Annotated in this window: 26 protein-coding genes; 10 read left to right on the top strand and 16 right to left on the bottom strand. The window is 63.9% G+C overall.

The genetic code is table 11. The annotated features are described in order from the left end of the window. Window positions 1–3: 3 nt before the first annotated feature. The gene (locus tag FEV53_RS06125; RefSeq protein ID WP_142833931.1) at window positions 4–339 is read left to right on the top strand and encodes a DUF952 domain-containing protein; all 336 of its coding nucleotides are present in this window, start codon (window positions 4–6) and stop codon (window positions 337–339) included. Then, window positions 336–1,382: a quinone-dependent dihydroorotate dehydrogenase gene (locus FEV53_RS06120; RefSeq protein ID WP_142833930.1), complete on the top strand. Its 1,047-nt coding sequence runs from the start codon at window positions 336–338 to the stop codon at window positions 1,380–1,382. The genes FEV53_RS06125 and FEV53_RS06120 overlap by 4 nt, the downstream gene beginning before the upstream one ends. Window positions 1,383–1,385: 3 nt before the next feature. Here the strand turns inward: FEV53_RS06120 and FEV53_RS06115 are convergent, their stop codons facing one another. The 3 genes from FEV53_RS06115 to FEV53_RS06105 are packed head-to-tail and all read right to left on the bottom strand — an operon-like array spanning window position 1,386 to window position 3,629. Continuing rightward, window positions 1,386–2,696, bottom strand: a complete 1,311-nt coding sequence (locus FEV53_RS06115) for an MATE family efflux transporter (protein WP_142833929.1) — start codon at window positions 2,694–2,696, stop codon at window positions 1,386–1,388. Beyond that, window positions 2,689–3,201 (bottom strand): PaaI family thioesterase, encoded by a 513-nt coding sequence (locus FEV53_RS06110; protein ID WP_142833928.1) that lies wholly within the window; start codon window positions 3,199–3,201, stop codon window positions 2,689–2,691. The genes FEV53_RS06115 and FEV53_RS06110 overlap by 8 nt, the downstream gene beginning before the upstream one ends. Further along, complete coding sequence (locus FEV53_RS06105; protein WP_142833927.1) at window positions 3,198–3,629, bottom strand: PaaI family thioesterase; 432 nt, start codon at window positions 3,627–3,629, stop codon at window positions 3,198–3,200. The genes FEV53_RS06110 and FEV53_RS06105 overlap by 4 nt, the downstream gene beginning before the upstream one ends. Before the next feature lie 222 nt (window positions 3,630–3,851). Between FEV53_RS06105 and FEV53_RS06100 the strand changes: the two genes are divergently transcribed. The 6 genes from FEV53_RS06100 to FEV53_RS06075 all read left to right on the top strand — a co-directional run bounded on the left by FEV53_RS06100 (window position 3,852) and on the right by FEV53_RS06075 (window position 10,850). Next, window positions 3,852–4,247: a MerR family transcriptional regulator gene (locus FEV53_RS06100; RefSeq protein WP_142833926.1), complete on the top strand. Its 396-nt coding sequence runs from the start codon at window positions 3,852–3,854 to the stop codon at window positions 4,245–4,247. Between the two features lie 108 nt (window positions 4,248–4,355). Further along, window positions 4,356–4,754, top strand: a complete 399-nt coding sequence (locus FEV53_RS06095; RefSeq protein ID WP_142833925.1) for a MerR family transcriptional regulator — start codon at window positions 4,356–4,358, stop codon at window positions 4,752–4,754. Between the two features lie 24 nt (window positions 4,755–4,778). After that, window positions 4,779–6,557: an acyl-CoA dehydrogenase C-terminal domain-containing protein gene (locus FEV53_RS06090; RefSeq protein ID WP_142833924.1), complete on the top strand. Its 1,779-nt coding sequence runs from the start codon at window positions 4,779–4,781 to the stop codon at window positions 6,555–6,557. Window positions 6,558–6,753: 196 nt separating this feature from the next. Continuing rightward, the gene (locus tag FEV53_RS06085; RefSeq protein WP_142833923.1) at window positions 6,754–7,380 is read left to right on the top strand and encodes a glutathione S-transferase family protein; all 627 of its coding nucleotides are present in this window, start codon (window positions 6,754–6,756) and stop codon (window positions 7,378–7,380) included. A gap of 30 nt (window positions 7,381–7,410) precedes the next feature. Continuing rightward, on the top strand, window positions 7,411–8,622 hold the full coding sequence (locus tag FEV53_RS06080; protein WP_142833922.1) for an acetyl-CoA C-acetyltransferase: 1,212 nt from the start codon (window positions 7,411–7,413) through the stop codon (window positions 8,620–8,622). Window positions 8,623–8,636: 14 nt separating this feature from the next. Then, window positions 8,637–10,850 (top strand): 3-hydroxyacyl-CoA dehydrogenase NAD-binding domain-containing protein, encoded by a 2,214-nt coding sequence (locus FEV53_RS06075; RefSeq protein ID WP_142833921.1) that lies wholly within the window; start codon window positions 8,637–8,639, stop codon window positions 10,848–10,850. Between the two features lie 49 nt (window positions 10,851–10,899). Here FEV53_RS06075 and FEV53_RS06070 read toward each other — a convergent pair whose 3' ends face one another. Then, a complete protein-coding gene (locus FEV53_RS06070; protein WP_142833920.1) occupies window positions 10,900–11,553 on the bottom strand; it encodes a sulfotransferase family 2 domain-containing protein in 654 nt (217 codons plus the stop codon). Between the two features lie 126 nt (window positions 11,554–11,679). Between FEV53_RS06070 and FEV53_RS06065 the strand changes: the two genes are divergently transcribed. Further along, the gene (locus tag FEV53_RS06065; protein WP_142833919.1) at window positions 11,680–12,594 is read left to right on the top strand and encodes a hypothetical protein; all 915 of its coding nucleotides are present in this window, start codon (window positions 11,680–11,682) and stop codon (window positions 12,592–12,594) included. Between the two features lie 58 nt (window positions 12,595–12,652). On the opposite strand, the gene upp is transcribed toward FEV53_RS06065, so the two are convergent. Genes upp through FEV53_RS06040 form a run of 5 tightly spaced genes read right to left on the bottom strand, consistent with a single transcriptional unit; the run spans window position 12,653 to window position 17,208 of the window. Continuing rightward, window positions 12,653–13,285 (bottom strand): uracil phosphoribosyltransferase, encoded by a 633-nt coding sequence (upp, locus tag FEV53_RS06060; RefSeq protein ID WP_142833918.1) that lies wholly within the window; start codon window positions 13,283–13,285, stop codon window positions 12,653–12,655. Continuing rightward, window positions 13,282–14,259, bottom strand: a complete 978-nt coding sequence (locus FEV53_RS06055) for an adenosine deaminase (protein WP_142833917.1) — start codon at window positions 14,257–14,259, stop codon at window positions 13,282–13,284. Before FEV53_RS06055 ends, upp begins: the two co-directional genes overlap by 4 nt. Further along, window positions 14,256–15,434 carry a phosphopentomutase gene (locus FEV53_RS06050; protein WP_142833916.1) on the bottom strand — a complete coding sequence of 393 codons (1,179 nt, stop codon included), beginning with the start codon at window positions 15,432–15,434 and terminating at the stop codon, window positions 14,256–14,258. Before FEV53_RS06050 ends, FEV53_RS06055 begins: the two co-directional genes overlap by 4 nt. Continuing rightward, a complete protein-coding gene (locus tag FEV53_RS06045) occupies window positions 15,431–16,720 on the bottom strand; it encodes a thymidine phosphorylase (RefSeq protein WP_142833915.1) in 1,290 nt (429 codons plus the stop codon). Before FEV53_RS06045 ends, FEV53_RS06050 begins: the two co-directional genes overlap by 4 nt. After that, on the bottom strand, window positions 16,717–17,208 hold the full coding sequence (locus FEV53_RS06040; protein WP_185962120.1) for a cytidine deaminase: 492 nt from the start codon (window positions 17,206–17,208) through the stop codon (window positions 16,717–16,719). Before FEV53_RS06040 ends, FEV53_RS06045 begins: the two co-directional genes overlap by 4 nt. 48 nt (window positions 17,209–17,256) lie before the next feature. On the opposite strand from FEV53_RS06040, the gene FEV53_RS06035 reads away from it, so the two are divergent. After that, the gene (locus FEV53_RS06035; protein WP_142833913.1) at window positions 17,257–19,536 is read left to right on the top strand and encodes an NADP-dependent malic enzyme; all 2,280 of its coding nucleotides are present in this window, start codon (window positions 17,257–17,259) and stop codon (window positions 19,534–19,536) included. 59 nt (window positions 19,537–19,595) lie between these two features. On the opposite strand, the gene recO is transcribed toward FEV53_RS06035, so the two are convergent. The 7 genes from recO to FEV53_RS06000 all read right to left on the bottom strand — a co-directional run bounded on the left by recO (window position 19,596) and on the right by FEV53_RS06000 (window position 25,038). Beyond that, entirely contained in the window at window positions 19,596–20,327 is a 732-nt protein-coding gene (recO, locus tag FEV53_RS06030; RefSeq protein ID WP_142833950.1) for a DNA repair protein RecO, read from the bottom strand. After that, entirely contained in the window at window positions 20,327–20,656 is a 330-nt protein-coding gene (locus tag FEV53_RS06025) for a DUF1491 family protein (RefSeq protein ID WP_142833912.1), read from the bottom strand. Before FEV53_RS06025 ends, recO begins: the two co-directional genes overlap by 1 nt. Continuing rightward, window positions 20,656–21,561: a GTPase Era gene (era, locus tag FEV53_RS06020; RefSeq protein ID WP_142833911.1), complete on the bottom strand. Its 906-nt coding sequence runs from the start codon at window positions 21,559–21,561 to the stop codon at window positions 20,656–20,658. The genes FEV53_RS06025 and era overlap by 1 nt, the downstream gene beginning before the upstream one ends. A 14-nt stretch (window positions 21,562–21,575) precedes the next feature. Further along, complete coding sequence (locus tag FEV53_RS06015; RefSeq protein WP_142833910.1) at window positions 21,576–22,466, bottom strand: DMT family transporter; 891 nt, start codon at window positions 22,464–22,466, stop codon at window positions 21,576–21,578. After that, window positions 22,463–23,146, bottom strand: a complete 684-nt coding sequence (gene rnc, locus FEV53_RS06010) for a ribonuclease III (RefSeq protein ID WP_142833909.1) — start codon at window positions 23,144–23,146, stop codon at window positions 22,463–22,465. The genes FEV53_RS06015 and rnc overlap by 4 nt, the downstream gene beginning before the upstream one ends. Beyond that, on the bottom strand, window positions 23,143–23,931 hold the full coding sequence (gene lepB, locus FEV53_RS06005; RefSeq protein WP_142833908.1) for a signal peptidase I: 789 nt from the start codon (window positions 23,929–23,931) through the stop codon (window positions 23,143–23,145). Before lepB ends, rnc begins: the two co-directional genes overlap by 4 nt. Before the next feature lie 69 nt (window positions 23,932–24,000). Continuing rightward, entirely contained in the window at window positions 24,001–25,038 is a 1,038-nt protein-coding gene (locus FEV53_RS06000) for a LacI family DNA-binding transcriptional regulator (RefSeq protein ID WP_142833907.1), read from the bottom strand. Between the last annotated feature and the right edge of the window lie 30 nt (window positions 25,039–25,068).

Raw genomic sequence — 25,068 nt, 5'->3', positions numbered from 1 at the left:
CGGATGCAGGTCTACAAAATCTTTCGGCAGGCGGAGTGGGACGTGCTAGACCGGAGTGGCGCCACGGCGGGTTCGGCGGATGACGTGCGCGACGGCTTCATTCATTTCTCCACCGCCGACCAGACGCCCAAGACGCTAGAAAAGCACTTTGCGGGCGAGACCGAGCTGATCCTCGCGGCGCTGGAGACCGATGCGTTGGGCGACGCGCTGCGCTGGGAAATATCGCGCGGAGGGCAAGAGTTTCCGCATCTTTATCGCGAGTTGAACCGGGAAGAGGTGCTCTGGCACGCGCCGATCCCGACAACCGGCGTCACGCAGCTTCTGGAGGGCAAAGAATGAACATGATGGAACGGCTGGGCATCCTGACCCTGCATCGCCTCTCCTCGGAGACTGCCCATAATATTGGCCTGCGCGCCCTGCGCTCGGGGTTGGTACCCATGAGTGGTTGCGTCACCTCGGACCGGCTGCGCACGCGGGTGGCGGGGCTTGATCTGCCGAACCCGGTCGGGCTTGCCGCCGGGTTTGACAAGAATGCCGAGGCCGTTCAGCCCCTATCGCGGGCGGGGTTCGGCTTTCTCGAAGTTGGCGCCGCCACGCCGCGCCCCCAGCCCGGCAATGCGCGCCCCCGCTCCTTCCGGCTGCCGGAAGACCGGGCGGTGATCAACCGCTACGGCTTTAACAATGATGGCGCGGAGGTCATCGCGGAGCGGCTGGACAAGGCGCCCACCGAGATCCCGCGCGGCCTGAATCTCGGCGCGAACAAGGACAGCACCGACCGCCCCGGCGATTTCGCCCGGGTGCTGGAGGCGACGGCGGCGCATATCGACTTTGCCACTGTCAACGTGTCCTCCCCCAACACCGAAAAGCTGCGGGACCTGCAGGGCGCGGAGGCGCTGTCGGCCCTGCTGCGGGGCGTGATGGAGGCCAATACGCGCGGCCTGCCGATCCTGTTGAAGATCGCGCCGGATCTGGACCTCTCTGCGCTAAAGGAAATCGCGCAGGTGGCCGAAGAAACCGGCGTCGCGGCGATCATCGCCACCAACACGACGCTGTCCCGCGACGGGCTGCAATCAGTACACCGGGGCGAGACCGGCGGGCTCTCGGGCGTGCCGCTTTTTGCGCCCTCGACCCGGATTCTCGCGCATCTGTCCACCATGACCGACCTGCCGCTGATCGGCGTGGGCGGGATCGCTTCGGCGGCGGACGCCTATGCCAAGATCCGCGCCGGGGCCTCGGCGGTGCAGCTCTACACGGCGCTGATCTATGGCGGGCTGTCGCTGGCCGCCGAGATCGCCCGGGGGCTCGACGATCTGCTGGCGACCGATGGCTTCGCCCATGTGTCCGACGCAGTGGGAACGGACCGGGAGAGGTGGCTGGGCTGAGGCTCAGCCCACCGAGGCCTCCAAGGCGGGATAGCGGCTGCCAAGGGTCAGCCCCCGCACCACAAAGCTGATGAGAAAAGCCAGCCACAAACCGTGGTTGCCCACCGGCAGCAGCGCCAGCAAGGCCAGCGCGTAGACTGCGAAGGACAGCAGCATCATGTTGCGCATGTCCTTTGTCCGGATCGCGCCGATAAAAATGCCGTCGAGAATCCAGGCGGCCCAGCCAAGAATCGGGGCGGCGACCATGTAGGGCAGGAACCGCCGCGCCGCCTCCCGCACCTCCGGATCGGTACTCATCAGGTCGATGAGATGGCCACCGAACAGGGAGAAGGCGACAGCCATGGTCACGCCGATCACGCCGCTCCAGAACGCGCAGAGCAGCGCGCCACGGCGGAACAGATCACGCCGCCCCTGCCCCAGCGCGGAGCCGACAATGGCCTCGACCGCAAAGGCAAATCCGTCCATCCCGTAGGCGGTGATGTAGAGAAATTGCAGCAGCACCTGATTGGCGGCCAGCGTCACATCCCCGAACCTGCCACCAAGCAGCAGAAAGCTGATAAAGATCGCCTGCAGCAGCATCGACCGGATCATGATGTCGGTGTTCACCTGCGCAAAGCGCCGGAGTTTCGCGGGATCGAGCAAACGCGCCCTGTCCCGCCAGGCCGGATGACGGAACGCATCGCGGCAGAACCACAGGCCCAGCGCCGCGCCCGACCACTCGGCGATGAAGGTCGCGATGGCAACGCCCTCCACTCCCCAGCCCAGTTGCAGAACGAACAAGAGATCCAGCAGGATATTCAGCCCGTTCATGACGATCTGGATGGCGAACACAGCCCGCGTGCGCTCGGCAGCGATGAGCCAGCCGGTCAGGGCATAGACGGCGATGATGGCGGGCGCGGAGAAAATACGGATGGCCATGTAGTCGCGGGCCAACTCCTCGACCCGGGCGCTGGCGGGCGAAACCTGAAAAGCCAGCCAGAAGAGCGGCACCTGCAACAGGATCAGCCCTGCCCCGGCGACGGCGGCGAGACCCAGACCGCGCATCAGGATCGCCGAGGTCTCGGCCCCGTCCCCGCGCCCGATGGCCTGCGAGGCAAAGCCGGTGGTCCCCATGCGCAGGAACCCGAAGATCCAGTAGATCCCGGTCAGGATGATCGCGCCGATCCCGACCGCACCGATGGGCGCGGCCTCGCCCATCTGCCCGACCACACCCGTATCGACCGTTCCGAGGATCGGCACAGACGCGTTGGAAAGGACGATGGGCAGCGCCACCGCCAGCACCCGGCGGTGGGTGACCTCAGTGACGTCAGCCATCGCGGCTTTGCGGCATCAGGAAGTGCCCGGTGGCCTGGGCAAAGAGCTTGTTGCGATTGTCCTGCCACGCCTCGACTTGAACACTGGCGTAGCGCCGCCCCGAGCGGACGATCCGCGCGCGAGCATAGGCATCGCGAGGCAGGCCCGTGCGCAGGTAGTCGATGGTAAAATCGATGGTTTTCGGCATCCTCGGCAGGCTCTCGGGATCGAGCGTGACCGGGTCGAGCTCCCCGCTCTCGATCTCTGCCCAGAGCTGCGTCCATGCCAGTTCGATGGTGGCGGTCGTCTCCAGAAACGCCGCCGTCACACCCCCATGAAGCGCGGGCAGGAGGGGGTTGCCAATGAGTTTTTCGGAGAATGGCAGCAGCGCCGTCAGCTCATCCCCACGCCGCTCGAACCGGATTCCCAGATGGTTGAGATAGGGAATGCCCGAGACCAGCGCCTGCAGCGCCGAATCCCGGCGCTGTTTGACCACATGGACGGGTTCGGGGGCAGGACGGCTCATGATTTGGCTCCATGGGTCATGGTGAACGCCCCATGGCCGCTGGCCACCGGCGGATCGCTCAGATCGTCATGGGCTGTTACCCGGACGAAAGCGACTGAGCGGGTCACATGGTAACATTCGGCTCGTGCATGGATGGTCTGACCGGGGGTGGCCGGGCGCATGTAATCGATCCGCAGGTCCAGCGTTGCCGTGGCCCCAACATAGTCGGGATGGGACAAAACCGCCGCCCCGCTGCAGGTATCCATCAGCGCCGACACCGCGCCGCCGTGGATCACGCCGCTGCGTGGATCGCCAACGATTTTCGGGTCATAGGGCATGGACATCCGGGCCACGCCTCCCCCGCAGCCCGGCTCAGCCTGCAGGCCCAAATCGCAGGCGTGGGGCAAGGCATCAATGAACCGCTGCACATTTGGCTGACTGTCCGACATGGCTCTTCCTTCACTTGCTCTGCACAGACCTAGAACCAGGACAGTTCCACGACAACCAGATTGATCCTTGGAGCGCGCCAAGGGTCAGCTTCCCGGAAAATCAACCCCGGATTGCATCTCACTATGAGAAAATAAATCAGATCGCCCCTTGCCAGAGGGGGGAACTCTGCGCGTAATCTGCCCGTTATCAAATACGCTCAACCACAAATACGGAGAGCATACATGGCTGAAAGATTGTCCTTCAAGGAGATGTGCGCCGAATTCGACGTCACACCCCGGACGCTTCGCTATTATGAATATATCGAACTTCTGTCTCCCGAGCGCGAAGGCCGCGCCAGATTCTACCATCCCCGTGACGTGGCCCGGATGAAGCTCATCCTGCGTGGTCGTCGATGGGGTTTCAGCCTCGAAGAGATCCGACAATTTCTGTTAATCTACGATGAACAGGGCGATGAGGCGCAGATGCGGACCTGGGTGGAGTCGGCTGACAAGCAGCTTGAAACTCTGAAAGCGGAAATGGCGACTCTACAGGAATCGATTGAATCGCTTCAGGAAAATCGTGACCAGATCGCGGCGATGCTGGAAACGGGCGCCCCGGTTTCCTCTGAAACTGCCTGAGGTGAAATTGACGCAACGTGATTTTACGTAACGTCTGACTACGTCAATTTGAGAAAGTGTCCTACATCGTTTGACAGACCTGCCCTGGGAACAAACTAGGAGGACGCCATGTCGACGAAGGACCTGATGACGATCCGTGAGATGTGTGACGCATTTGACGTCACACCCCGCACTTTGCGGTTCTACGAAGCAAAGGAACTGCTTGCTCCGCAGCGGGACGGCCAGAAGCGGCTGTTTACCCGCCGCGACCGGGCTCGGCTGAAATTGATCCTGCGCGGCAAGCGGTTCGGCTTTTCCCTCGAAGAGATCCGCCAACTGCTGAACCTCTATGCGCCCGGTCACGAGCAGGAAGAACAGCTCCGCCGCGCTCACGCGCTGGCGCAGCAGCGGCTGAACGATCTCCTCGATCGCCGCACCGAACTCGATCACGCCATCGAAGATCTGAAGGACCAGCTGGGCCTCGTCGATGACATGATCACTGACCTCCAGCGCTCCAACGCTGCCTGACCATTACCCCCACCGGAGATTAACATGACCACCTATACCGCTCCCGTCGAAGACACCCAGTTCGTTCTGCACGAAGTGCTGAACGTCTCGCAAAGCGATATTCCGGGCTATGATGAGCTCGACCGCGACTTCACCGGCGCTGTGCTGGAAGAAGCCGGCAAGCTGGCGAAAAACGTGCTTGAGCCACTCAACAAGGTCGGCGACGAGCAAGGCTGCAAGCTGGAAAATGGTGTCGTCCGCACGCCGGACGGGTTCAAGGAAGCCTATGATGAGCTACGCGCCGGCGGCTGGAATGCCCTGGATTGCGACCCGGACTATGGCGGTCAGGGCATGCCGCACCTGCTGAACACCGCTGTCAGCGAGTATTTCACCTCCGCGAACATCGCCTACGCCATGTATGCCGGCCTCAGCCACGGCGCCATCGCCGCGATCCAGACCCACGGCTCCGACCAGCAGAAAGCGACCTTCCTGCCCAAGATGATCGAGGGCGAGTGGTCCGGCACCATGAACCTGACCGAGCCCCAGTGCGGCACCGATCTCGGCCTGATCCGCACCAAGGCCGAGCCTCAGGATGACGGCAGCTACAAGCTTTCCGGCCAGAAGATCTGGATTTCCGCCGGCGATCACGAGATGACCGAGAACATCGTCCACCTCGTACTGGCCCGCGCCTCGGGCTCGCCCGAAGGGATCAAGGGGATTTCCCTTTTTATCGTGCCCAAGTACCACGTTAACGAAGATGGTTCCATCGGCGCCCGCAACGGCGTCTCCTGCGGCGGCCTCGAGTCGAAAATGGGCATCCACGGAAACGCTACCTGCGTGATGAACTACGATGAGGCCACTGGCTATCTCATCGGTGATCTGAACAAGGGCATGCGGGCCATGTTCACCATGATGAACGAAGCCCGCCTTTATGTGGCACTGCAGGGCTATGCGCTGGGTGAAATCGCCTATCAGAACGCGCTGGGCTTTGCCCTCGACCGTCTCCAGGGCCGCGACGCCACCGGCGTGAAGAACCCCGACGGCCCCGCCGATCCGATCATCGTGCACCCCGACGTGCGGCGCAACCTGATGGATCAAAAGAGCTTTGTCGAAGGGGCCCGGGCCTTCTGCCTTTGGGGCGCGAAACTCCTCGACGAGGCCCACCGCAAGGATGACAAAGACGCGGACGACATGCTGTCGCTGCTGATCCCGGTCCTCAAGGGCTTCCTGACCGACAAGGGTTTCGAGACCACGGTGCTCGCGCAGCAGACCCTGGGCGGGTCCGGCTTCACCACCGAATGGGGCCTTGAGCAATATGTCCGCGACTGCCGGATCGCCATGATCTACGAAGGCACCAACGGCATTCAGTCCCTCGATCTCGTGGGCCGTAAACTGGGCCTGAATGGCGGCAAGACGGCCATGGCCTTCTTCGAGGAGGTGAAATCCTTCCTGAAAGAGAACGAGGGCGACGAGCGCCTCAAGGGCCCGTTCCTTGATCCGCTGAAAGAGGCCTCCAAGCGTCTGCAGAACGCCGCCATGTTCTTCATGCAGAACGGCGCGAAGAACCCCAATGACGTACTCGCTGGCTCCTATGACTTCATGCACCTCTTCGGCCATGTCTGCCTCGGCCTGATGTGGGCCCACATGGCCAAGGCCGCCTACGCCGCGCTCGACGCCGGCACAGGCAACCCGGAGTTCTATGAGACCAAGATCACGACCGGCAAATACTACATGGCCCGCCAGCTGCCGATGACCGAAACCAACCTCGCCCGCATCCTGAGCGGCTCCGAGACGGTAATGGCCCTCGACGCCGCCAACTTCTGATTCTGTCCACCCTGCCCGCACCTTCGTCGCGGGCAGGGCTTCACCTTTCGCGGGCATCGGCTCCCCAGCCTGTCCCGCGAGAGGATCCTCAACCTGAAACATGAAGATCCGCATAAAGGACTTCATCTTTCCAAAAATACCCCACGGGGGTCCGGGGGTGTGAAACCCCCGGCCTCTGACCCGACAGGATCCCTGCATGACATACCAGCTCCATTGCTTGGGCGAGAGCGGCCACTCTTACAAAGTCGCCCTCTTCCTCGAACTGGCCCGGCTCGACTGGCAGCCGGTGTTCATCGACTTCTTCAAGGGCCAGACCCGCGACCCGGCCTGGCGCGCCGAGGTAAATGCCATGGGAGAGGCCCCGGTGCTCGTGACATCCGAAACCAGCCTGACCCAGTCAGGCAACATTCTGTTGTGGCTGATGGAGCAGACCGGACAGTTCGCGGGCGACACGCCCGAAGACGTGCAGGAGATCCGCCGCTGGCTCTTCTGGGACACGCACAAGATGTCCGCCGTGGCCGCGACCACGCGCTTCATGTTGAATTTCCTGCCCGAATCCAAACGCTCAGCGGATGTGATCGGCTTTCATCAGGCACGCCTGAACGACGCTCTGAAGCTGCTCGAAAACCACTTGACCACTCGTCAATGGCTGGTTGGACGGAACGTCACTGTCGCGGATTTCGCTTGTTGCTCTTACCTGTTTTACCCGGAGCCCTTCGGTTTCGACCGTGCTGACTGGCCGGCGATCGACCGCTGGCTTTCGGGGATCCAGTCGCTCGACGGCTGGAAACACCCCTACGATCTGATGCCCCGCGCGGCCTGAGCCTGCGGCCTGACAAGGAGACAGACACCGATGACGGACGCCTATATCTACGACGCTGTGCGCACCCCGCGCGGCAAGGGACGCCCTGACGGCTCGCTGCACGAAGTGACCGCCGCCCGGCTCTCTGCCGTAACGCTGGACGCGCTGAAAGATCGCAACGGGCTGGAGGGCCACGCGGTCGAGGACGTGATCTGGGGCAACGCCACGCAGGTCAAGGAACAGGGCGGCTGTCTCGCCCGGACCGCCGTGCTCGCCTCCGGCCTTGATGAGCGCATCCCCGGCCTCTCCATCAACCGCTTCTGCGCCTCCGGCATGGAAGCCGTGAACCTCGCCGCCAATCAGGTAAAGGGCGGCGCGGGCGATGCCTATATCGCGGGCGGGGTGGAATGCATGAGCCGCGTACCGATGGGCTCGGACGGGGCGGCCATCGCGGTCGATCCCTCGATTGCCATGCGCACCTATTTTGTGCCGCAGGGTATCTCTGCCGACATCATCGCCACAGAATACGGGTTTAGCCGGGACGATGCCGACGCGCTGGCCGTCGAGAGCCAGAAGCGCGCTGCCGCCTCCTGGGCCGACGGGCGCTTTGACAACAGCGTCATCACCGTGCGCGACGTGAACGGCCTGCCGATCCTCGAGCGCGACGAATATCTGCGCCCGGGCACCGACATGCAGACCCTCGGTGCGCTGAAGCCCGCGTTCAAAGATCAGGGCGAGGTGATGCCCGGCTTTGACCAGCTGGTGCTGATGAAGTACCCGCATCTGGAGCGCATCGAGCATATCCACCATGCCGGCAACTCTTCGGGCATCGTAGACGGCGCCGCTGGCGTTCTGATCGGCTCGAAGGAATTCGGCGAGGCCAACGGGCTGAAGCCCCGGGCCCGCATTCGCGCCACTGCGAAAATCGGCACCGATCCCACGATCATGCTGACCGGCCCTGTGCCCGTGACCGAGAAAATCCTGCGCGACAGCGGCATGAAGATCGGGGATATCGACCTCTTTGAAGTGAACGAAGCCTTCGCCTCCGTCGTGCTGCGCTTCATGCAGGCTTTTGACGTCGACGACAGCAAGGTTAACGTCAATGGCGGTGCGATTGCCATGGGCCACCCTCTAGGTGCCACCGGCGCCATCATCATCGGCACCCTGCTCGATGAACTCGAGCGCTCGGGCAAGAGCACCGGTCTCGCCACCCTCTGCGTCGCCTCCGGCATGGGCGCGGCCACCATCATCGAACGCGTGTAAAGGAGGTCGGACAAATGGCTGATTTCAAAATTGAAAAGCACGACGACGGCGTCGCGATCCTGACCTGGGACGCGGAAGGCAAGTCGATGAACGTCATGACCCGTGAGGCGTTCGGTCTCGTCGAGGAACTAATCGACGACGCGCTGTCCGATGATGCGGTCAAGGGCATCGTGATCACCTCCGGCAAGAAGGACTTTGCCGGTGGCATGGACCTGAATGTGCTGGCACGGATCCGCGAGGAATCCGGCGACAACCCGGCTCAGGGGCTGTTCGACTTTACGATGGAAGGCCACCGCATCCTGCGCAAGCTGGAGCGCGCAGGTCTCGATCCGAAGACCAACAAGGGTGGCAAGCCCGTGGCCTGTGCCATCCCCGGCACCTGCGCGGGCATCGGCACCGAACTGGCGCTGGCCTGTCACCGCCGCTTCATGGCCGACAACCCGAAAGCCAAGATCGGCCTGCCCGAGATCCTCGTGGGCCTCTTCCCCGGCGGCGGCGGCACCACCCGCTACTCGCGCATGGTCGGCGCCATGGCCGCCGCGCCTGTGCTCCTGGAGGGCCGGATGCTCGACCCGGCCAAGGCCAAGGGTGCGCAGCTCGTGGACGAGGTTGTCCCTGCCGATGATCTCCTGACCCGCGCCCGCGACTGGGTGCTGTCCGCGACCGATGCCGATATCGTCAAGCCGTGGGACCAGAAGGGCTGGAAGATGCCCGGCGGTGAGCCCTATCACCCCGCGGGCTTCATGACCTTTGTCGGCGCCAGCGCAATGATCAACGGCAAAACCAAGGGCGTCTACCCGGCGGCCAAGGCGCTCCTGTCGGCGATCTACGAAGGCGCTATGGTGCCGTTCGACACCGCGCTGAAGATTGAGGCCCGCTGGTTCGTCAATGTGCTGATGAACCCGTCCTCGTCGGCGATGATCCGGTCCCTGTTCATCAACAAGCAAGCTCTGGAGAAGGGCGCCAACCGCCCCGATGTGCCGGACCAGTCGGTAAAGAAAATCGGCATTCTCGGCGCTGGCATGATGGGCGCAGGCATCGCCTATGTCTCGGCTCTGGCCGGGATGGAGGTCGTGCTGATCGACCAGAAGCAGGAGGCCGCCGACAAGGGCAAATCCTACTCCGAGAGCATCCTCGACAAGGGCATCGCCCGCAAAAAGGTGACCCAGGAGAAGAAGGAGCAGGTGCTCGGCCGCATCACCGCCACTACCGATTATGACGCGCTGAAAGGCGCCGATCTTATCATCGAGGCGGTGTTCGAGGATATGGTTATCAAGGCCGAGGTGACGAAGGCCGTAGAGGCGGTGATCGACGAGGATTGCATCTTCGCGACCAACACCTCGACCCTGCCGATCTCAGATTTGGCGCAGACTTCGGTCCGGCCCGAGCAGTTTATCGGTATCCACTTCTTCAGTCCGGTGGACAAGATGGCGCTGGTGGAGATCATCCGCGGCCAGAAAACCGGCAACCGCGCGGTGGCCAAGGCGCTCGACTATGTGCGCCAGATCCGCAAGACGCCCATCGTGGTCAACGATGCGCGCTTCTTCTACGCCAACCGCTGCATCATCCCCTATATCAACGAGGGCATCCGGCTGGCTAAGCGCGGCGTTGAGCCCGCGCTGGTGGAGAATGCGGCGAAGCTGCTGGGCTTCCCCCTTGGTCCGCTTCAGCTGGTGGACGAGACCTCCGTCGATCTGGGCGTCAAGATCGCCAAGGCGACCAAGGCCGCCCTCGGTGACGACTACAGCGACGAGATCGTCGACGAGGCGCTGTTCTGGATGGAACAGCAGGGCCGTCTGGGCCGCAAGGCCAAAGCCGGGTTCTACGACTATGACGAGAACGGCAAGCGTCTGGGCCTGTGGGCCGGGATCGAGGAGAACTCCGAAACCCTCGACGAGCAGCCGTCGCTGGAGCGCGTGCAGCACCGCCTGATGATGGTGCAGGTGCTGGAGGCGGTGCGGGCCTTTGAGGAGGGCGTGCTGACCGATATCCGCGAGGGTGATGTGGGCGCGATCCTTGGCTGGGGCTTCGCCCCCTGGTCCGGTGGTCCCTTCTCATGGCTCGACATCATCGGCGCCCAGCGTGCCGTCGAGATCTGCGACGATCTCGAAGCCGACCGGGGCCCCCGCTTTGCCGCACCCGCGATCCTGCGTGATCTGGCGGCGACCGGTGAGACCTTCTACGGCCGCTACGGAAATGGTCAGGCCGCTCAGCAGAAAGCCGCCTGATCCGCGAAATGAGACATGGCCGGGTCAGATCGCCCGGCCATGTCATCTTCTACTCGGCCGGAAATGCGTACCCAAACCGCGCGATATCCCCGGCATAGGCTTTTGCCACAATCTCGCGAAGATCGTCATCATAGAGCGCAGCAACCTCCTCAGGCCGATCTGAGCGGTTCACATGAGGCAGCTCCAGACGGGCGCCAATCACCTCCTCCAGTTTTGTCAGATCTTCGACCAGTGTCTCGCATCGCAGGATCAACGCTGGCGGCTCACTGCCATCGGCCAGCCGAAGATAATCGGAAACCTGATCGGCGGAGATTGAGGCTCGCGTGCCAGGATCGCGCATGAACGCGTCAAAGGGAACGGTCTTTGCGAGCCGGACCGCCGGATGGTCAAAGCTCTGCTCCTGCAACCAATGGAAATAGCTGACCATCCGATCCCATGGATTACGCACAATCGTGACCACCTGCATCGCGCGAATCTCGTCCGGGCTGAGCAGCCCGTCCAGATCCCGGAGCTTGGAGTGCTTCCAGAGCCTGCCCCTGGCACGCAGCTGTTTGACCCGCTGCCGCCGACGGCGGGCCTTGGGCGTATCACCGATGAGGATGTCGTCCTTCGTAGCCCGCTCTTCGAGTGCCCTTGCCAGCGACGTGCCTCCCGTCTTTGGTATGTGGACAAACACATATCCACGTTGGGGTGAAATGATCATCCACAGTCTCCCTCCAGCTTGCTGCCCCGCCTGAACGGTGAAGCCCGGCGCAGCAATGCAAGCGTCCATTGTGATTCCACATTCCGCGTCCTAGGTCTAAGGGAAACGGCGCGAGCGATATTCCGAATGACGGCACTAAGTAAGTTCGAGCGGCTGGAGGCTCCGGGAATCTGGCATCCCGAGGGGGATGGGACGCCGCGCGATGTCATCGTGTCGCTGGGAGATCGCTCCCTTTCGATCACCGGAGTGGATGACATTCCGGTGGCGCACTGGTTCCTGCCATCGATCGAGCGCTTAAATCCCGGAAAAATACCGGCGATGTTCGGGCCCGGGTTCGAAACCGACGAGCAGCTAGAGATTGAGGACGATCTGATGATCGAGGCCATCGGCACGATCCGCAAATCTGTCCGTCGCACCCAACCGAAAAGGGGGCGGGTCCGTCTCATTTTGTCCGGAACCCTTTTCGCTCTGCTCCTGGTAGCCGCCGGCCTCTGGGCGCCGGTAGCGCTGATCCGCTACGCAGCAAGCGTTACGCCCGATGAGACACGGCAAGAGATTGACAGACAGCTCATCGAAGAACTGCCTGAGCAACCATCGGGCCTGAGCTGCCGGGGTGACGCGGCGTCGCGCAATGCGCTCTCGCTGCTTCTGGTCAGTCTCGGTTGGTCTGACCTGAACAAGGTAAAGGTATTGCCCAACTGGCCCGGTGGAGCGACGATCCTGCCGGGCGGGACGCTCTTGTTAGACGCCTCCAAGATCGAAAACTCCACGGATTTCCGGCCAATTGCAAAACAAATTCTCGCCGCCAGACACGCAGCGCGAGTCGGCGACCCGCTCAGGTCGTATCTCGATGGCCGCAGCGCCTACCATCTGATCATGTCAAAGAAGATGTCAGAAACAGACATCTCAGATCAGGCCGAGCGCTTGCTGTCACGCCCTCCCCCCACCGTCAGTTCGGCCATCAACGCCGAGGTGGACCGGGCGTCAGAGATCCTGACCGAACGGCAATGGGCGGCATTGCAACGCATCTGCCAAGTTTAAAGACCACGGGTGCCGACCCGGAACCCGATTTTGAATACTCAAAATCGCGCGCCGGCCTTCACTTCGTCCCGAACATCCGGTCTCCCGCATCGCCCAACCCCGGGACAATGTACCCCTTTTTGTTGAGCCGCTCATCGAGGGCGGCCGTCGTCACCGGCACATCCGGGTGGGCCTCCCGCATGCGGGCGACACCCTCTGGCGCGGCGAGAAGGCACAGGAACCGAACGTCCTTGGCGCCTGCGTCTTTCAATCTCTGAATAGCGGCGACGGAGGAATTGCCGGTGGCCAGCATTGGATCGACTGCGATCACCACGCGCTTGTCCAGATCTGCGGGCACCTTGAAATAATACTCCACCGGCTCCAGCGTCGCCTCATCGCGGTAGAGCCCGACAAATCCCACCCGGGCCGATGGGATCAGGTCGAGCATCCCATCCAGGAGCCCGTTCCCGGCACGCAGGACCGAGACCAGCGCGAGCTTATGTCCCGCCAGAACCGGAGCCTGCATTTCCACCAGTGGCGTATCCACACTGTGGGTGGTCATCGGCAGATCGCGGGTCACCTCATAGGCCAAAAGATGCGAGATTTCCCGAAGGAGCTGCCGGAACAGGGCCGTAGGCGTGGTTTTGTCGCGCATCAGGCTCAGCTTATGCTGGACCAGCGGGTGGTTCACGACGGTCAAATGGTCGCTCATGTTTCAATCCTTTTGCGCAGGCGGGTCTTGGTTTCGTCATCGCAGAACGCCGCATCGACGGCAGTGAGTGCGAGTTCACGAAACACCTCTTCGTCCCAGCCGAACGTGTCGGCGAGCCGGTCATATTCCCGCACCATGCCGGTATGAAAGAACGGCGGATCGTCAGTGGATACCGTCACCCGTACCCCTGCCCGCCGCAGCCGCTCAATGGGATGAGAGGCCCAGTCCGGCACCACGCCCAGCGCCACGTTCGAGCCCGGGCAGACCTCAAGTACCACGCCGCTCTCGGCCAACCGCTCCATCAGTCGCGGATCCTCGGCCGCACGCACCCCATGTCCCAGCCGCTCCGGCCGCAATACATCGAGGGTCCGCGCTATACTCTTCGGATCACCCCATTCGCCGCTGTGACAGGTGATCCGCAGCTCAGCCTCCCGCGCCATGTCAAAGGCGTAGGCAAAATCCTCCGGCGTGCCCTTCATCTCGTCGCCCGCCATCCCGAACCCGGTGAGGAAATCCCCCACTGTTTCTGCCGCACAAAGCGCCGTTTCTCGCGCCTTTTCAGGGCCAAAATGACGGATGCAGGTGACGATGGCGCGCATGGTGATGCCCATGTCTCGCTCGGCTTGCTCCGCCGCTTCGCGGATTGCGTGCAGATAGTCGCGCCACGCCTCCACATCCCGCCCGCCGCAGAAATCGGGAGAGACAAAGCTCTCCGTGTAGATCACCCCGGCCTCGGCGGATTGCTCCAGCACGGCACGGGTCAGGCGAGCGTAATCCTCGGGGCTCTGCAAGACACTGGTCGCCGCCTCATAGACGCTGAGGAAATGGGTGAAGCCGTCGAAACGATAGCTCCCGTCAGGCTCAAAGATGCCAGACAGATCCACATTTTTTTCCGCCGCGAGGCCCCGGATGAAGGCGGGCGGGGCCGCGCCTTCATGGTGCAGATGCAGCTCAAGTTTCGGCAAATCCTTCACAGAAACGACCTCCCCAGCCCTTTGTTCTCAACCCCGAGATGGTCGGCAATGCTGGCCGCCACATCAGAAAATCTCACCTGCCCCAGCGCCCCCACACCGAGGCCAGCGACGAGCACTGGCACCCGCTCGCGGGTATGATCGGTGCCGCGCCAGGTCGGATCGTTGCCGTGATCGGCGGTGATCACCAACATGTCGCCCGCGCGCATCCGCGCCATCAAGTCCGGCAGCACCGCGTCGAACCATTCCAGATGGCGCGCATAGCCCTCAGGGTCGCGACGGTGGCCATAAAGGCTGTCAAACTCGACGAAATTCGCGAAGGTCAGCGAGCCGTCCTCAGCCTCGGCAATCCGGCTGGTAAGCGCCTCAAGCAGCGCTGCATCGGTGCCCTTTACCTTCGTATCGATCCCCTGCATCGAGAAGATGTCACAGATCTTGCCCACGGAATGCACCTCGCGCCCCGCCGCGCTGACCCAGTCGCAAAGCGTCTCGGCGGGCGGGGCGATGGCGAAATCCTGACGGTTCGGGGTCCGCGTCCAGCCGGTCTCGGGCGTACCGACAAAGGGCCGCGCGATCACCCGCCCGACCCTCTGGGCGTGCAGCTCGGGTGCCAGCCGCGCACAGAGATCAAGCAGCCGGTCGAGACCGAAATGCTCCTCATGGGCCGCGATCTGAAACACGCTGTCGGTCGAGGTGTAGCAGATCGGCCAGCCCGTCCTCAGATGCTCGGCACCCTCTTCCTCGATGATATTCGTCCCCGAAGCATGGCGGTTGCCGAGGATGCCGTCCGTTCCCGCGATCTCGCAGACCTTCGCAACCAGCGCGTCGTCAAAGCACGGATCCTCATGGGGAAAGAACGTCCATTCCCAGGGTACCGGCAATCCGGCCAGCTCCCAATGCCCCGAGGGCGTATCCTTGCCCGGGCTCACTTCCGTCGCTGCGCCCCACAGGCCTTGCGGCTCGGCCCCGAGTCCTGGCGCCTCCAGCCCCGAGGCGAGCGTCACCGCCTGACCCAGTCCCAGCGCGTCCAGATGTGGCAGGTGCAGGGGCGCGGCGCTGCCCGCCAGCGCCTCCGCGATGTGGCCCACCGTGTTTGCACCCGTATCCCCGAACACCTCCGCATCCGGCGCACCGCCAATACCCACACTATCGAGGACGACAAGAAACGCGCGACTCATGTGAGTGTCTCCTGAATCAATGGGGCTGGCGCGGCATAGTCCTCCCCTAGGGTGATCGCTTGCCGCAGAGCCTCCGCTGCACGATCAGCCTCAGCCTCACTGCGAGCATGAACACGTCCCAACGGATCGTGTTCCCCAAGCCAAGAACCAATCCGCACCACGTGGTCGATCCCGACCGCCGGGTCGATCAGATCCCCATCGCGCTGTCGGCCGCCCCCAAGATCGACAACGATCCGCCCGAGCGCCCGGCCATCCATACACCGCACGTAGCCAGCGCGACCTGCGCAGACCTCCCGGATCACCGGTGCCGCCGCCAGCTTCGGATCGGTCAGAACATCGCGCGGACCGCCCATGGCGGCGATCATCCGGGCGAATCGCTCCGCCGCAGCGCCCGAATCGAGCACCCGTTCCAGACGTTGCCTGCCATCAATCTGCCCCGCCAGCGTCAGGAGTTGGTCGCCCAATGCCAGCGTCACCTCCCGCAGCCGATCGTCTCCAGATCCACAGAGCACCTCCAGCACTGCCACGATCTCCAGCGCATTGCCGCAAACCGGAGCAAGCGGCTGATCCATCGCTGTCACCAGCGCCGCGCTCTCAAGGCCCGCGCCGCGCGCGGTGGCAACCAGCGATGCGGCCAGCGCGCGGGCCTGATCCGGCGCCTGCATAAAGGCGCCGGAGCCCTGCTTTACATCCAGCACCAGCCCATCCAGCCCGGCGGCCAGCTTCTTTGACAGGATCGAGGCGGTGATCAGGTCAATCTGGTCCACGGTCACGGTCACATCGCGGATCGCGTAGAGCCGCCGGTCCGCAGGGGCCAGATCGCCGCTCGCAGCAACGATGGCGAAGCCCAGCTCTCGCACCATAGCGCGAAAGCGCTCTTCGCCCTGCTCGACCACCACGCCGGGAAGTGCTTCGAGCTTGTCCAGCGTACCGCCCGTGTGACCCAGCCCCCGACCCGAGATCATTGGCACGTACACGTCCAGCGCAGCCAGCGCAGGCGCGAGGATCAGGGACACCGGATCGCCAACCCCGCCAGTCGAATGTTTGTCGAGCACCGGACCCGGCAGGTCCCAGCGCATCCGGTCACCGCTCTCGGCCATCGCGCGGGTCAGGGCCACCCGCCCGGCTTCGCCGAGACCCGGCCCCATGCAGACGCCCATCGCAAAGGCCCCCGCCTGCGCGTCGCTTACCGTCCCGTCCGCCAGACCAGCGGCGAAGCGTGCAACCGCCTCGGGATCGGGGCGTTCCCCGGCCCGCAGGGCGCCCAGCAGATCACGCGTGGTCACGGCATCTCCATATGTGCCGCGTCGAACGCCCCCGGCAGGAGCTCATCGACCCGCATCCGCAGGGTCTCCCCGCCCACCGTCGCCATGGTTACGACCACTTCACCAGAGGCAAACTCGGCGATCTTCTGGCGGCACCCACCGCAGGGGGGCACCGGCGTCGGGCTGTCGGCGACTACAGTCACCGCGGCGATCTCCCGATCCCCGGCCGCTACCATCGCCGCGATGGCCCCCGCTTCGGCACAGGTGCCCTCCGGATAGGCCACATTTTCCACGTTGCAGCCCACATGCACCGCCCCGCCGGTCGTCTCCAGCGCCGCGCCCACCTTAAAGCCCGAATAGGGTGCGTAGGCTTTTTCTCGTACGGCCAGTGCCGCGCTCAACAAATCAGTCATGACGATATGGTGATGAGGAGCACGATCTTTGGCAAGCGTTAACGCATGACACCTGCCGCAAGGGCAATGACGGGTCTGGCGTCGCGCCCCGCAAATACGCTATCGGTCTGGGATGTTTGACTGCCCCTGCGGCCCGGAGGACCTATGAGCACCGACAAGACCACATCTCTGAGAGAGGCCGCCCTCGCCTATCACCGCGAACCGATTCCGGGAAAACTCGAAGTCCGCGCCACGAAACCGCTGGCCAACGGGCGCGATCTGGCGCGAGCCTATTCGCCCGGTGTTGCCGAAGCCTGTATCGAGATCAAGAACGACGCCAGCACTGCCCGCGACTACACCGCGCGCGGCAATCTTGTGGCCGTGGTCACCAATGGCACAGCGGTGCTGGGGCTGGGCAATATTGGCGCTCTGGCCTCCAAACCTGTGATGGAGGGCAAGGCGGTCCTGTTCAAGAAGTTCGCCGATATCAACTGCTTTGACATAGAGCTGAACGAGGCCGATCCCGAAAGGCTGGCCGACATCGTCTGCGCGCTGGAGCCGACGTTCGGGGCGATCAACCTCGAAGATATCAAGGCCCCCGACTGCTTTATCGTCGAGGAAATCTGCCGCGAGCGGATGAATATTCCGGTCTTCCACGATGACCAGCACGGCACCGCCATCGTCGTCGGAGCGGCTGCCCTCAACGCGCTACGCGTCGCGGGCAAGAGCTTTGACGAGATCAAGGTCGTCTCCACCGGCGGCGGCGCCGCGGGGATCGCCTGTCTCAACATGCTGCTGAAACTCGGCGTCAAGCGCGAGAATGTCTGGCTCTGCGACCTCGACGGGCTGGTCCATGAGGGTCGCGAAGCCTCCATGACGGAGCAAAAGGCCGCCTATGCGCAGCCCGGCGGACCGCGTGACCTGGGCGACGTGATCGAGGGGGCCGACCTGTTCCTCGGCCTCTCGGGTCCAAATGTGCTGAAGCCGGAGATGGTCGCCAAAATGGCTGACCGTCCGATCATCTTCGCCCTCGCCAACCCCAACCCCGAGATCGATCCTGCCGCCGCGCGGGAGGTGGCGCCGGACGCCATCATCGCCACGGGCCGCTCGGATTTCCCCAATCAGGTGAATAACGTCCTGTGCTTCCCGTTCATCTTCCGGGGCGCGCTGGATGTGGGCGCGACGACCATCAATGACGAGATGAAAATCGCCTGCGTTGAAGGCATCGCCGAACTGGCGCGCAAGACCACCACCGCCGAGACCGCCGCCGCCTATCGTGGCGAGCAGTTGACCTTCGGTCCCGATTATCTGATCCCCAAGCCCTTCGATCCGCGCCTGATGGGCGTCGTGGCGACCTCCGTGGCGCGCGCGGCCATCGAATCGGGTGTGGCCGAGCGTCCCATCGACGACATCGCCGCGTACAAAGCCGGGCTCGATGCCTCGGTGTTCCGGTCCTCTCTCATCATGCGCCCTGTCTTCCAGGCGGCGGCGACCGCAGAACGGCGCATCGTCTTTGCCGAAGGCGAGGACGAACGGGTGCTGCGCGCCGCCAACGCCATGCTCGAAGAGACCACGGACAAGCCGATCCTGATCGGTCGTCCCGATGTTATCGAGCGCCGCGCCGAACGTGCGGGGCTCAAGATCCGGCCCCGGACCGATTTCGACATCGTCGCGCCAGATAACGATCCGCGCTACCGCGACTACTGGACAACCTATCACCAGATCATGCGGCGCCATGGCGTGACGCCCGATATTGCCAAGGCGATCATGCGCACCAACACCACCGCCATCGGTGCGGTGATGGTCCATCGCGGCGAGGCAGACAGTCTGATCTGTGGCACCTTCGGCCAGTATCTGTGGCATCTGAACTATGTGACACAGGTGCTTGCCGACGAGACCCACCGCCCCATCGGCGCGCTGAGCCTGATGATTCTCGAGGACGGGCCGCTCTTCATCGCCGACACCCATGTGAACCCGCAGCCGACGCCGGAGCAGATCGCCAATAGCTGCATCGGCGCCGCCCGCCACGTGCGGCGCTTCGGGCTGGAGCCGAAGGTTGCGCTCTGCTCCCATTCGCAATTCGGCGATTTCGCCTGCGATTCCGGTCAGCGGATGCGGGCCGCGCTCGATATCCTCGACAGCGCCCCCCGCGACTTTGCCTATGAGGGTGAGATGCACGCGGACGCGGCGCTTGACCCTGACGTGCGCGGACGGATCTTCCCCGATGCGCGGTTCGAGGGGGCGGCGAATGTGCTGGTCTTTGCCAACACGGATGCGGCGTCGAGCGTTCGTAACATCCTGAAGATGAAGGCGAATGGGCTGGAAGTGGGGCCGATCCTGATGGGGCTGGCGAACCGGGCGCATATCGTGACGCCGTCGATCACGGCCCGCGGTCTCTTGAACATGTCCGCCGTCGCGGGCACGCCAGTCGCGACCTACGGATAAGGATGGAGAGGGCTGGGGCTCTGCCCGTCCGGGGCGCGGGCCCGTACCCCGGGATATTTTCAGACGGATGAAGGGGCCCGCGCAAGGCGACTCAGGAGGCGGTCGCGGGCGGGGGGGAGCGGTTTGTCCCCCGAGGCGGGAGCGAGGCGCTTTTGCAGGAAATGGCCGGTAACCGTGAGGGCGCGGGCGATCTCCGGCGATGCACTCACGTCGCTACGGAGCATCGCGGGCGGGAGTGGCAAGAGGCGATCGGCCCAGTCGCCTGCGCCCGCCACGCTGACGGCGCGGCCGGTTTTCGGGGAGATGTAGGCAAGATCACTGGAGGCCCCGGTTGCGGCGCAGCAAGTGAGGTCTAGACCGAAGCCCAGATGGTCAAGAAGGCCCATCTCCCAGCGCAGATACGCAAGCGGCCAGTCTGCTCCGGTCTCCATCAGGTCGATCAGCGCCAGTGTCGCCTCATAGAGGCCGTGCTGGGACTCGCGCTCGGGCAAGGCGTAGCCCAGCAATGACGTGACCGCTCCAAGGCCCGCCAGCGCCAGAGGATCGGCAAGGAGACCCGCCCGGGCGCGCAGGGGCTCTACGGAGAAATGGCCCAGATGGTCTTCGAGCCGGGCGCGCCATGTCAGTGACAGTTGGGTACCGGGCTGCATCAGCGGCGCCAGCCTGCGACCGCCCCCTCCGCGCACCACGCCGGCGTGACGTCCATGATCGCGAGTGAGCACGTCGAGGATCGCGTCGGACTCGCCGTGGCGGCGCGCGGAGAGGACCATGCCCTCCTCCGTCCAGGAGATCACGCGAGGCCCTCCTCATCCAGCAGAGTGCGACCGTCGCGGTCTTCGATCTCAATCACCCAGAGATCCGGGTCAGAGGCGCGCTGGCGGGCGATCAACGCGTCGACGTCGGGCTCGGGTCCGGAAGCAAGCTCCATCCAGATGCGAGCGTCCTGCTCAAAATCGTAGCTGCGCTGGAAGGCCTTGGCATTTCCGTCCAGCGTCGCGAGTTTGACCAGTACGGCCCCTGCGGTGTCGTCACCGCGGGCGGTGACGTAGGCCGGGATCAGCGCAGCTTGCAGGCGTCGCAGATAGGCGCCCACCCAGATCCCCGAGGCCAGCCGCGCCATCAGTTGCCGTCGGAGAAGTCGAGCCCCATCTCAGAATAGCGCTCGGCCTCATCGAGCCAGCCGGGGCGGACCTTGACCTGCAAAAACAGGTGTACCTTGCGGCCCAGAAACTCCACGAGTTCTTCACGGGCGGCCTGGCTGACGGCCTTGATCGTCTCGCCGCGCTTGCCCAGAACGATTCCTTTGTGGCCGTCACGGATCACGTAGATCATCTGGTCGATCCGGGCGGAGCCATCCTTGCGCTCTTCCCAGTTCTCGGTCTCGACGGTAAGCTGGTAGGGCAGTTCCTGATGGAGCCGCAGGGTCAGCTTTTCCCGGGTGATCTCCGCGGCAATCATCCGCATGGGCAGGTCGGCGATCTGATCCTCGGGGTAGAGCCACGGGCTCTCGGGCATGCGCGCGGCCAGCGCCAGACGCAGATCCTCAACCCCGTGGCCTTTTTCGGCGGAGATCATGAAGGTCTCGGCGAAGGCGTAGCGGTCGTTCATCTCCTTGGTCAGGGCCAGCAGGTCCGGCGCCTCAACCCGGTCGATCTTGTTGATCGCAAGCATCACAGGTTGGCGCACCTCACGCTCTTCCAAAGCCGTCAGGATCGCCTCGACGCCCTCGGTCAGCCCCCGATGGGCCTCAATCAGCAGCACAATTACATCCGCATCGGCGGCTCCGCTCCAGGCGGCAGCGACCATGGCGCGGTCGAGCCGGCGGCGCGGCGCAAAGAGGCCGGGCGTGTCCACGAAGACGATCTGGCTCTCGCCCTCCATCGCCACACCCCGGATCCGGGCGCGGGTGGTCTGCACCTTATGGGTCACGATGGACACCTTCGCCCCCACCATGCGGTTCAGCAGGGTGGATTTGCCTGCGTTGGGTTCTCCGATCAGGGCGGCAAAGCCCGCGCGTGTGGTCATCTGGTCTCTCCGGGTCAAGGTCGGCGTGATACTCCAGAGCCGCGCCGCGCGCCAGCCCTGGAGCGCAGCAAGGTGTAGAGGCCGCTGGTCACGATCAGCGTCGCTCCGATCAGGGCCAGCGTGTCGGGGCGTTCATCAAAGAGCAGCACCGCGAGGACCAGTGCCACGAGCAGGCGGCTGTAGCGAAACGGCGCGACGACGGAAACGTCACCGCTGCGCATGGCCCCCGAGAGCGCGGTATAAGCGCAGACGCCGGCGAGGATTGTGCCACAGAGGAGGAGCGCGGCTGTGGCGTCCGGCAGACGCCAGTCGCCCTGAACCGTAGCGATGATCAGCCCGGCGACGAGCACCACCGCAAATCCGGGGACGCCGAGCTGGCGGAGCGACAGGCTGGGCGGGCTGGCGCGGGTGGCCAGATCCCGGCCAGAGAAGCCGATCATGCCGAGAACGGCAAAGATCAGCGTCGGCTCGAACGCCTCCGCGCCGGGGCGAAGGATAAGGACGACGCCCGCAAACCCCACCGCCATGGCGATCCAGCGGCGCAGACCGACTCGCTCTCCAAGAAACAGCGCGGCACCGAGCGTCACAACCAAGGTCGCGGCCTGAAGGATCGCGGAGGTGGTGGCCAGCGGTGCAAAGGCCAGCGCCAAGGCGAAGAACAGCCGCCCCATGATCTCGAATCCCGAGCGGACCAGCATCACGGGCGAAAGATAGGCCGGGGTCCAGACCCGCTCGCCCGCAGCCCGGGTCCAGAGCGCAAAAACGATCAGACCACCGAGGCCAAAGATCATCGTGCCGATGCCGGGCGGCGTGGTCTTGGTGACGGCCTTGAAACACGCATCTTCGAGGGCAAAGAGCGTCATGGCCAGAACCATGAGGCTCGCACCCCGAAGATTGGGCGTCATGCGCCGTTCAACGAGTGCAGCAGGGACTGCGCCGCCTGCTGGCTGGCATCGCGCTTTGACTTGGCGCGGGCGGAAGCGGCCTGACCGCTCTGAAGCCGCGCCTCGATGGTAAAGACCGGCGCATGATCGGGCCCCTCGCGTCCCGTCTCCACATAGGCCGGGGGCGGCAGACCACGGGCCTGCGCCCATTCTTGCAGCATGGTCTTCGCATCGCGGGCATCGGCTTCGACCGTGGTGATCCGTTCGCCCCAAAGGCGCAGGATCATGTCGCGCGAAGGGGCGAACCCGGCATCGAGATAGACTGCGGCGATCACCGCTTCCATGGCGTCGCCCAGCAGCGCTTCCTTGCGGCGGCCGCCGGATTTCATCTCCGAGCGCCCCAGCCGCAGCACATCGCCGAGGCCGATCTCGCGGGCTACGGCGGCACAGGTTTCCTTGCGCACCAGCGCGTTGAACTGGGGGGCGAGCTGTCCTTCGGTGCTGGTGGGGTCTGCCATGAACAGCGCTTCAGCCATCACCAGCCCCAGTACCCGGTCGCCCAGAAATTCGAGCCGCTGGTTATCCGGACGGCTGGCCGAGGAGATCGACCCGTGAGTCAGGGCCTGCACCAGCAGCTCGGGCCGCCCGAACTCATGCCCGATCCGCCCCGCAAACTGGGCCTGATCCGCGCTCAGCTTCACTCGATCTTCTCGAAAAAACGGTCCCCCCGCCAGGTCCAGAAGTAGAGCATAGATTTCCCGGCAGAGGAGAACATGACCCGATCAGCCCGTCCAATGAGGTTCTCAAAGGGCACGAACCCGACCCCCATGGAGGTCTGCGGCACGCGGCTGTCGGTGGAATTGTCGCGGTTGTCCCCCATGAAGAAGTAATGCCCCTCGGGCACCGTAAACACAGGGGTGTTGTCCAGCCGCGAGGTCCGCACATCGAGGATACTGTGGCTCACGCCGCCGGGCAGGGTTTCGATCTTGCGCGTTTTCACACAGTCATTGCCGAGCGCCACGCCCGGATTCTGACATTGCGGCGTGTTGCCGATGGACCCCTGCGGCTCATAGGTCTCCACAAAGGTCCCGGCATCCTCCTGCGGCGCCTCTTCACCGTTGATGTAGAGCACGCTGTCACGCATCTGGACCTGATCGCCAGGCAGACCCACAAGACGCTTGATGAAATCCGCCCCGTTCACAGGATGGCGGAACACTGCCACATCGCCGCGCTCGGGCTCAGACCCCATCCAGCGCCCGTCGATAAATTTACACATGGCAAAGGGGCAGGAATACTGGGAATAGCCATAGGCCATTTTGTTCACGAAGAGAAAATCGCCGACCAGCAGCGTATCCTTCATCGAGCCCGAAGGAATCCAGAAGGGCTGGAACAGGAGCGTGCGGAACGCACCGGCGATCAGCAGCGCGTAGACCACCGTCTTGATCGTCTCGACGATGCCGCCCTTTTCTTCCGCTTTGTCGGCCATACCTGCCCCCTGCTTCGATGTTTCGCGCCTGTTTGTTCCCGCCCGGAGGCGGTGTCAATGGCGCAGCGATCAGGGTTTGTAACGGCGCAGGGTATCCCCGTAGTCGATGCGTGGTTCGATCTCGATACGACGGCTTTCGGTGAGCGCCCCATCAGCCCTCGCGGCGATGATCCGGGCGGCTTCGCGCCCTGTCTCGGCCCGGCCTGCATCCATGGTCGCCAGATGCCGCGGCAGACCGTCCAGAAGCTCAGTGCCGTTGAACCCGGCAAGGCCAAGCCGACCGGGAATATCGATCTCCTGCTCCATGCAATAGAGCAACCCGCCCGCGCCGATCATGTCGTTGGAGTAATAAATGAAGTCGAGGTCTTCGGTCCGCGTCAGCATCTCCTCGGTCATCAGCCGACCCTTTTGCAGGGACGACCCGCCTGAGTAGAATTCCTGATCCGCGACCTCCAGACCGGCCCGGGCCAGCGCATCCGTAAATCCTTCGAACCGCTTGCGCGCCCGGTGGTCCAGCGGCATCTGCGTGCCGAGAAAGCCGATCCGCTCGAATCCCTGCTTGATGATCGCCTCGGCCATCATCCGCCCGGCCCGGCGCTGGGAGATCCCCACCACCGAATCCACCGGATCGCCATCCACATCCATGATCTCCACTACCGGCACGTCAGCAGCAGCCAGCATTTTACGGCAGGCGTCCGTATGCTCGATCCCGGCGATGATCAGCCCCGACGGCCTCCAGGACAGCATCTCGTAGATGACTTTCTCTTCGCGCTCGGGGCTATAATTCGTCACGCCCACAACGGGCTGCAGATGGGTCTCATCCAGAACCTCGGTGATGCCCCCCAGCACGTCGGGGAACACCATGTTCGACAGGGACGGGATGACCACGGCCACAAGGTTGACCCGCGACGAGGCCAGCGCACCGGCGATCTTGTTGGGCACGTAGCCCAGTTCCTTGGCCGCCGCGAGGACCCGTTCCCGCGTGGCCGCGCTGACATCACCACGGTTGCGCAGCACGCGGCTCACAGTCATCTCACTGACCCCGGAGGCCTCCGACACATCGCGCAGTGTCATGGGTCGGCGGGGCGGAATGGGGCGTTCGTTCATCAGGGGTCCTCTTCTCCTCTTAATGAAACG

This window comes from Palleronia caenipelagi (assembly GCF_007004065.1).
Lineage (GTDB): Bacteria > Pseudomonadota > Alphaproteobacteria > Rhodobacterales > Rhodobacteraceae > Palleronia > Palleronia caenipelagi.
Note: the sequence above shows the minus strand (reverse complement) of the source record. Positions and strands in the feature narration are given on the sequence as shown.

What these genes read in the sequence shown, in the direction of transcription:
- FEV53_RS06125 (WP_142833931.1), top strand. Translation starts at nt 4, where the DNA reads ATGCAGGTCTACAAAATCTTTCGGCAGGCGGAGTGGGACGTGCTAGAC.
- FEV53_RS06120 (WP_142833930.1), top strand. Translation starts at nt 336, where the DNA reads ATGAACATGATGGAACGGCTGGGCATCCTGACCCTGCATCGCCTCTCC.
- FEV53_RS06115 (WP_142833929.1), bottom strand. Translation starts at nt 2,696, where the DNA reads ATGGCTGACGTCACTGAGGTCACCCACCGCCGGGTGCTGGCGGTGGCG.
- FEV53_RS06110 (WP_142833928.1), bottom strand. Translation starts at nt 3,201, where the DNA reads ATGAGCCGTCCTGCCCCCGAACCCGTCCATGTGGTCAAACAGCGCCGG.
- FEV53_RS06105 (WP_142833927.1), bottom strand. Translation starts at nt 3,629, where the DNA reads ATGTCGGACAGTCAGCCAAATGTGCAGCGGTTCATTGATGCCTTGCCC.
- FEV53_RS06100 (WP_142833926.1), top strand. Translation starts at nt 3,852, where the DNA reads ATGGCTGAAAGATTGTCCTTCAAGGAGATGTGCGCCGAATTCGACGTC.
- FEV53_RS06095 (WP_142833925.1), top strand. Translation starts at nt 4,356, where the DNA reads ATGTCGACGAAGGACCTGATGACGATCCGTGAGATGTGTGACGCATTT.
- FEV53_RS06090 (WP_142833924.1), top strand. Translation starts at nt 4,779, where the DNA reads ATGACCACCTATACCGCTCCCGTCGAAGACACCCAGTTCGTTCTGCAC.
- FEV53_RS06085 (WP_142833923.1), top strand. Translation starts at nt 6,754, where the DNA reads ATGACATACCAGCTCCATTGCTTGGGCGAGAGCGGCCACTCTTACAAA.
- FEV53_RS06080 (WP_142833922.1), top strand. Translation starts at nt 7,411, where the DNA reads ATGACGGACGCCTATATCTACGACGCTGTGCGCACCCCGCGCGGCAAG.
- FEV53_RS06075 (WP_142833921.1), top strand. Translation starts at nt 8,637, where the DNA reads ATGGCTGATTTCAAAATTGAAAAGCACGACGACGGCGTCGCGATCCTG.
- FEV53_RS06070 (WP_142833920.1), bottom strand. Translation starts at nt 11,553, where the DNA reads ATGATCATTTCACCCCAACGTGGATATGTGTTTGTCCACATACCAAAG.
- FEV53_RS06065 (WP_142833919.1), top strand. Translation starts at nt 11,680, where the DNA reads ATGACGGCACTAAGTAAGTTCGAGCGGCTGGAGGCTCCGGGAATCTGG.
- upp (WP_142833918.1), bottom strand. Translation starts at nt 13,285, where the DNA reads ATGAGCGACCATTTGACCGTCGTGAACCACCCGCTGGTCCAGCATAAG.
- FEV53_RS06050 (WP_142833916.1), bottom strand. Translation starts at nt 15,434, where the DNA reads ATGAGTCGCGCGTTTCTTGTCGTCCTCGATAGTGTGGGTATTGGCGGT.
- FEV53_RS06035 (WP_142833913.1), top strand. Translation starts at nt 17,257, where the DNA reads ATGAGCACCGACAAGACCACATCTCTGAGAGAGGCCGCCCTCGCCTAT.
- FEV53_RS06025 (WP_142833912.1), bottom strand. Translation starts at nt 20,656, where the DNA reads ATGGCGCGGCTGGCCTCGGGGATCTGGGTGGGCGCCTATCTGCGACGC.
- era (WP_142833911.1), bottom strand. Translation starts at nt 21,561, where the DNA reads ATGACCACACGCGCGGGCTTTGCCGCCCTGATCGGAGAACCCAACGCA.
- FEV53_RS06015 (WP_142833910.1), bottom strand. Translation starts at nt 22,466, where the DNA reads ATGACGCCCAATCTTCGGGGTGCGAGCCTCATGGTTCTGGCCATGACG.
- lepB (WP_142833908.1), bottom strand. Translation starts at nt 23,931, where the DNA reads ATGGCCGACAAAGCGGAAGAAAAGGGCGGCATCGTCGAGACGATCAAG.
- FEV53_RS06000 (WP_142833907.1), bottom strand. Translation starts at nt 25,038, where the DNA reads ATGAACGAACGCCCCATTCCGCCCCGCCGACCCATGACACTGCGCGAT.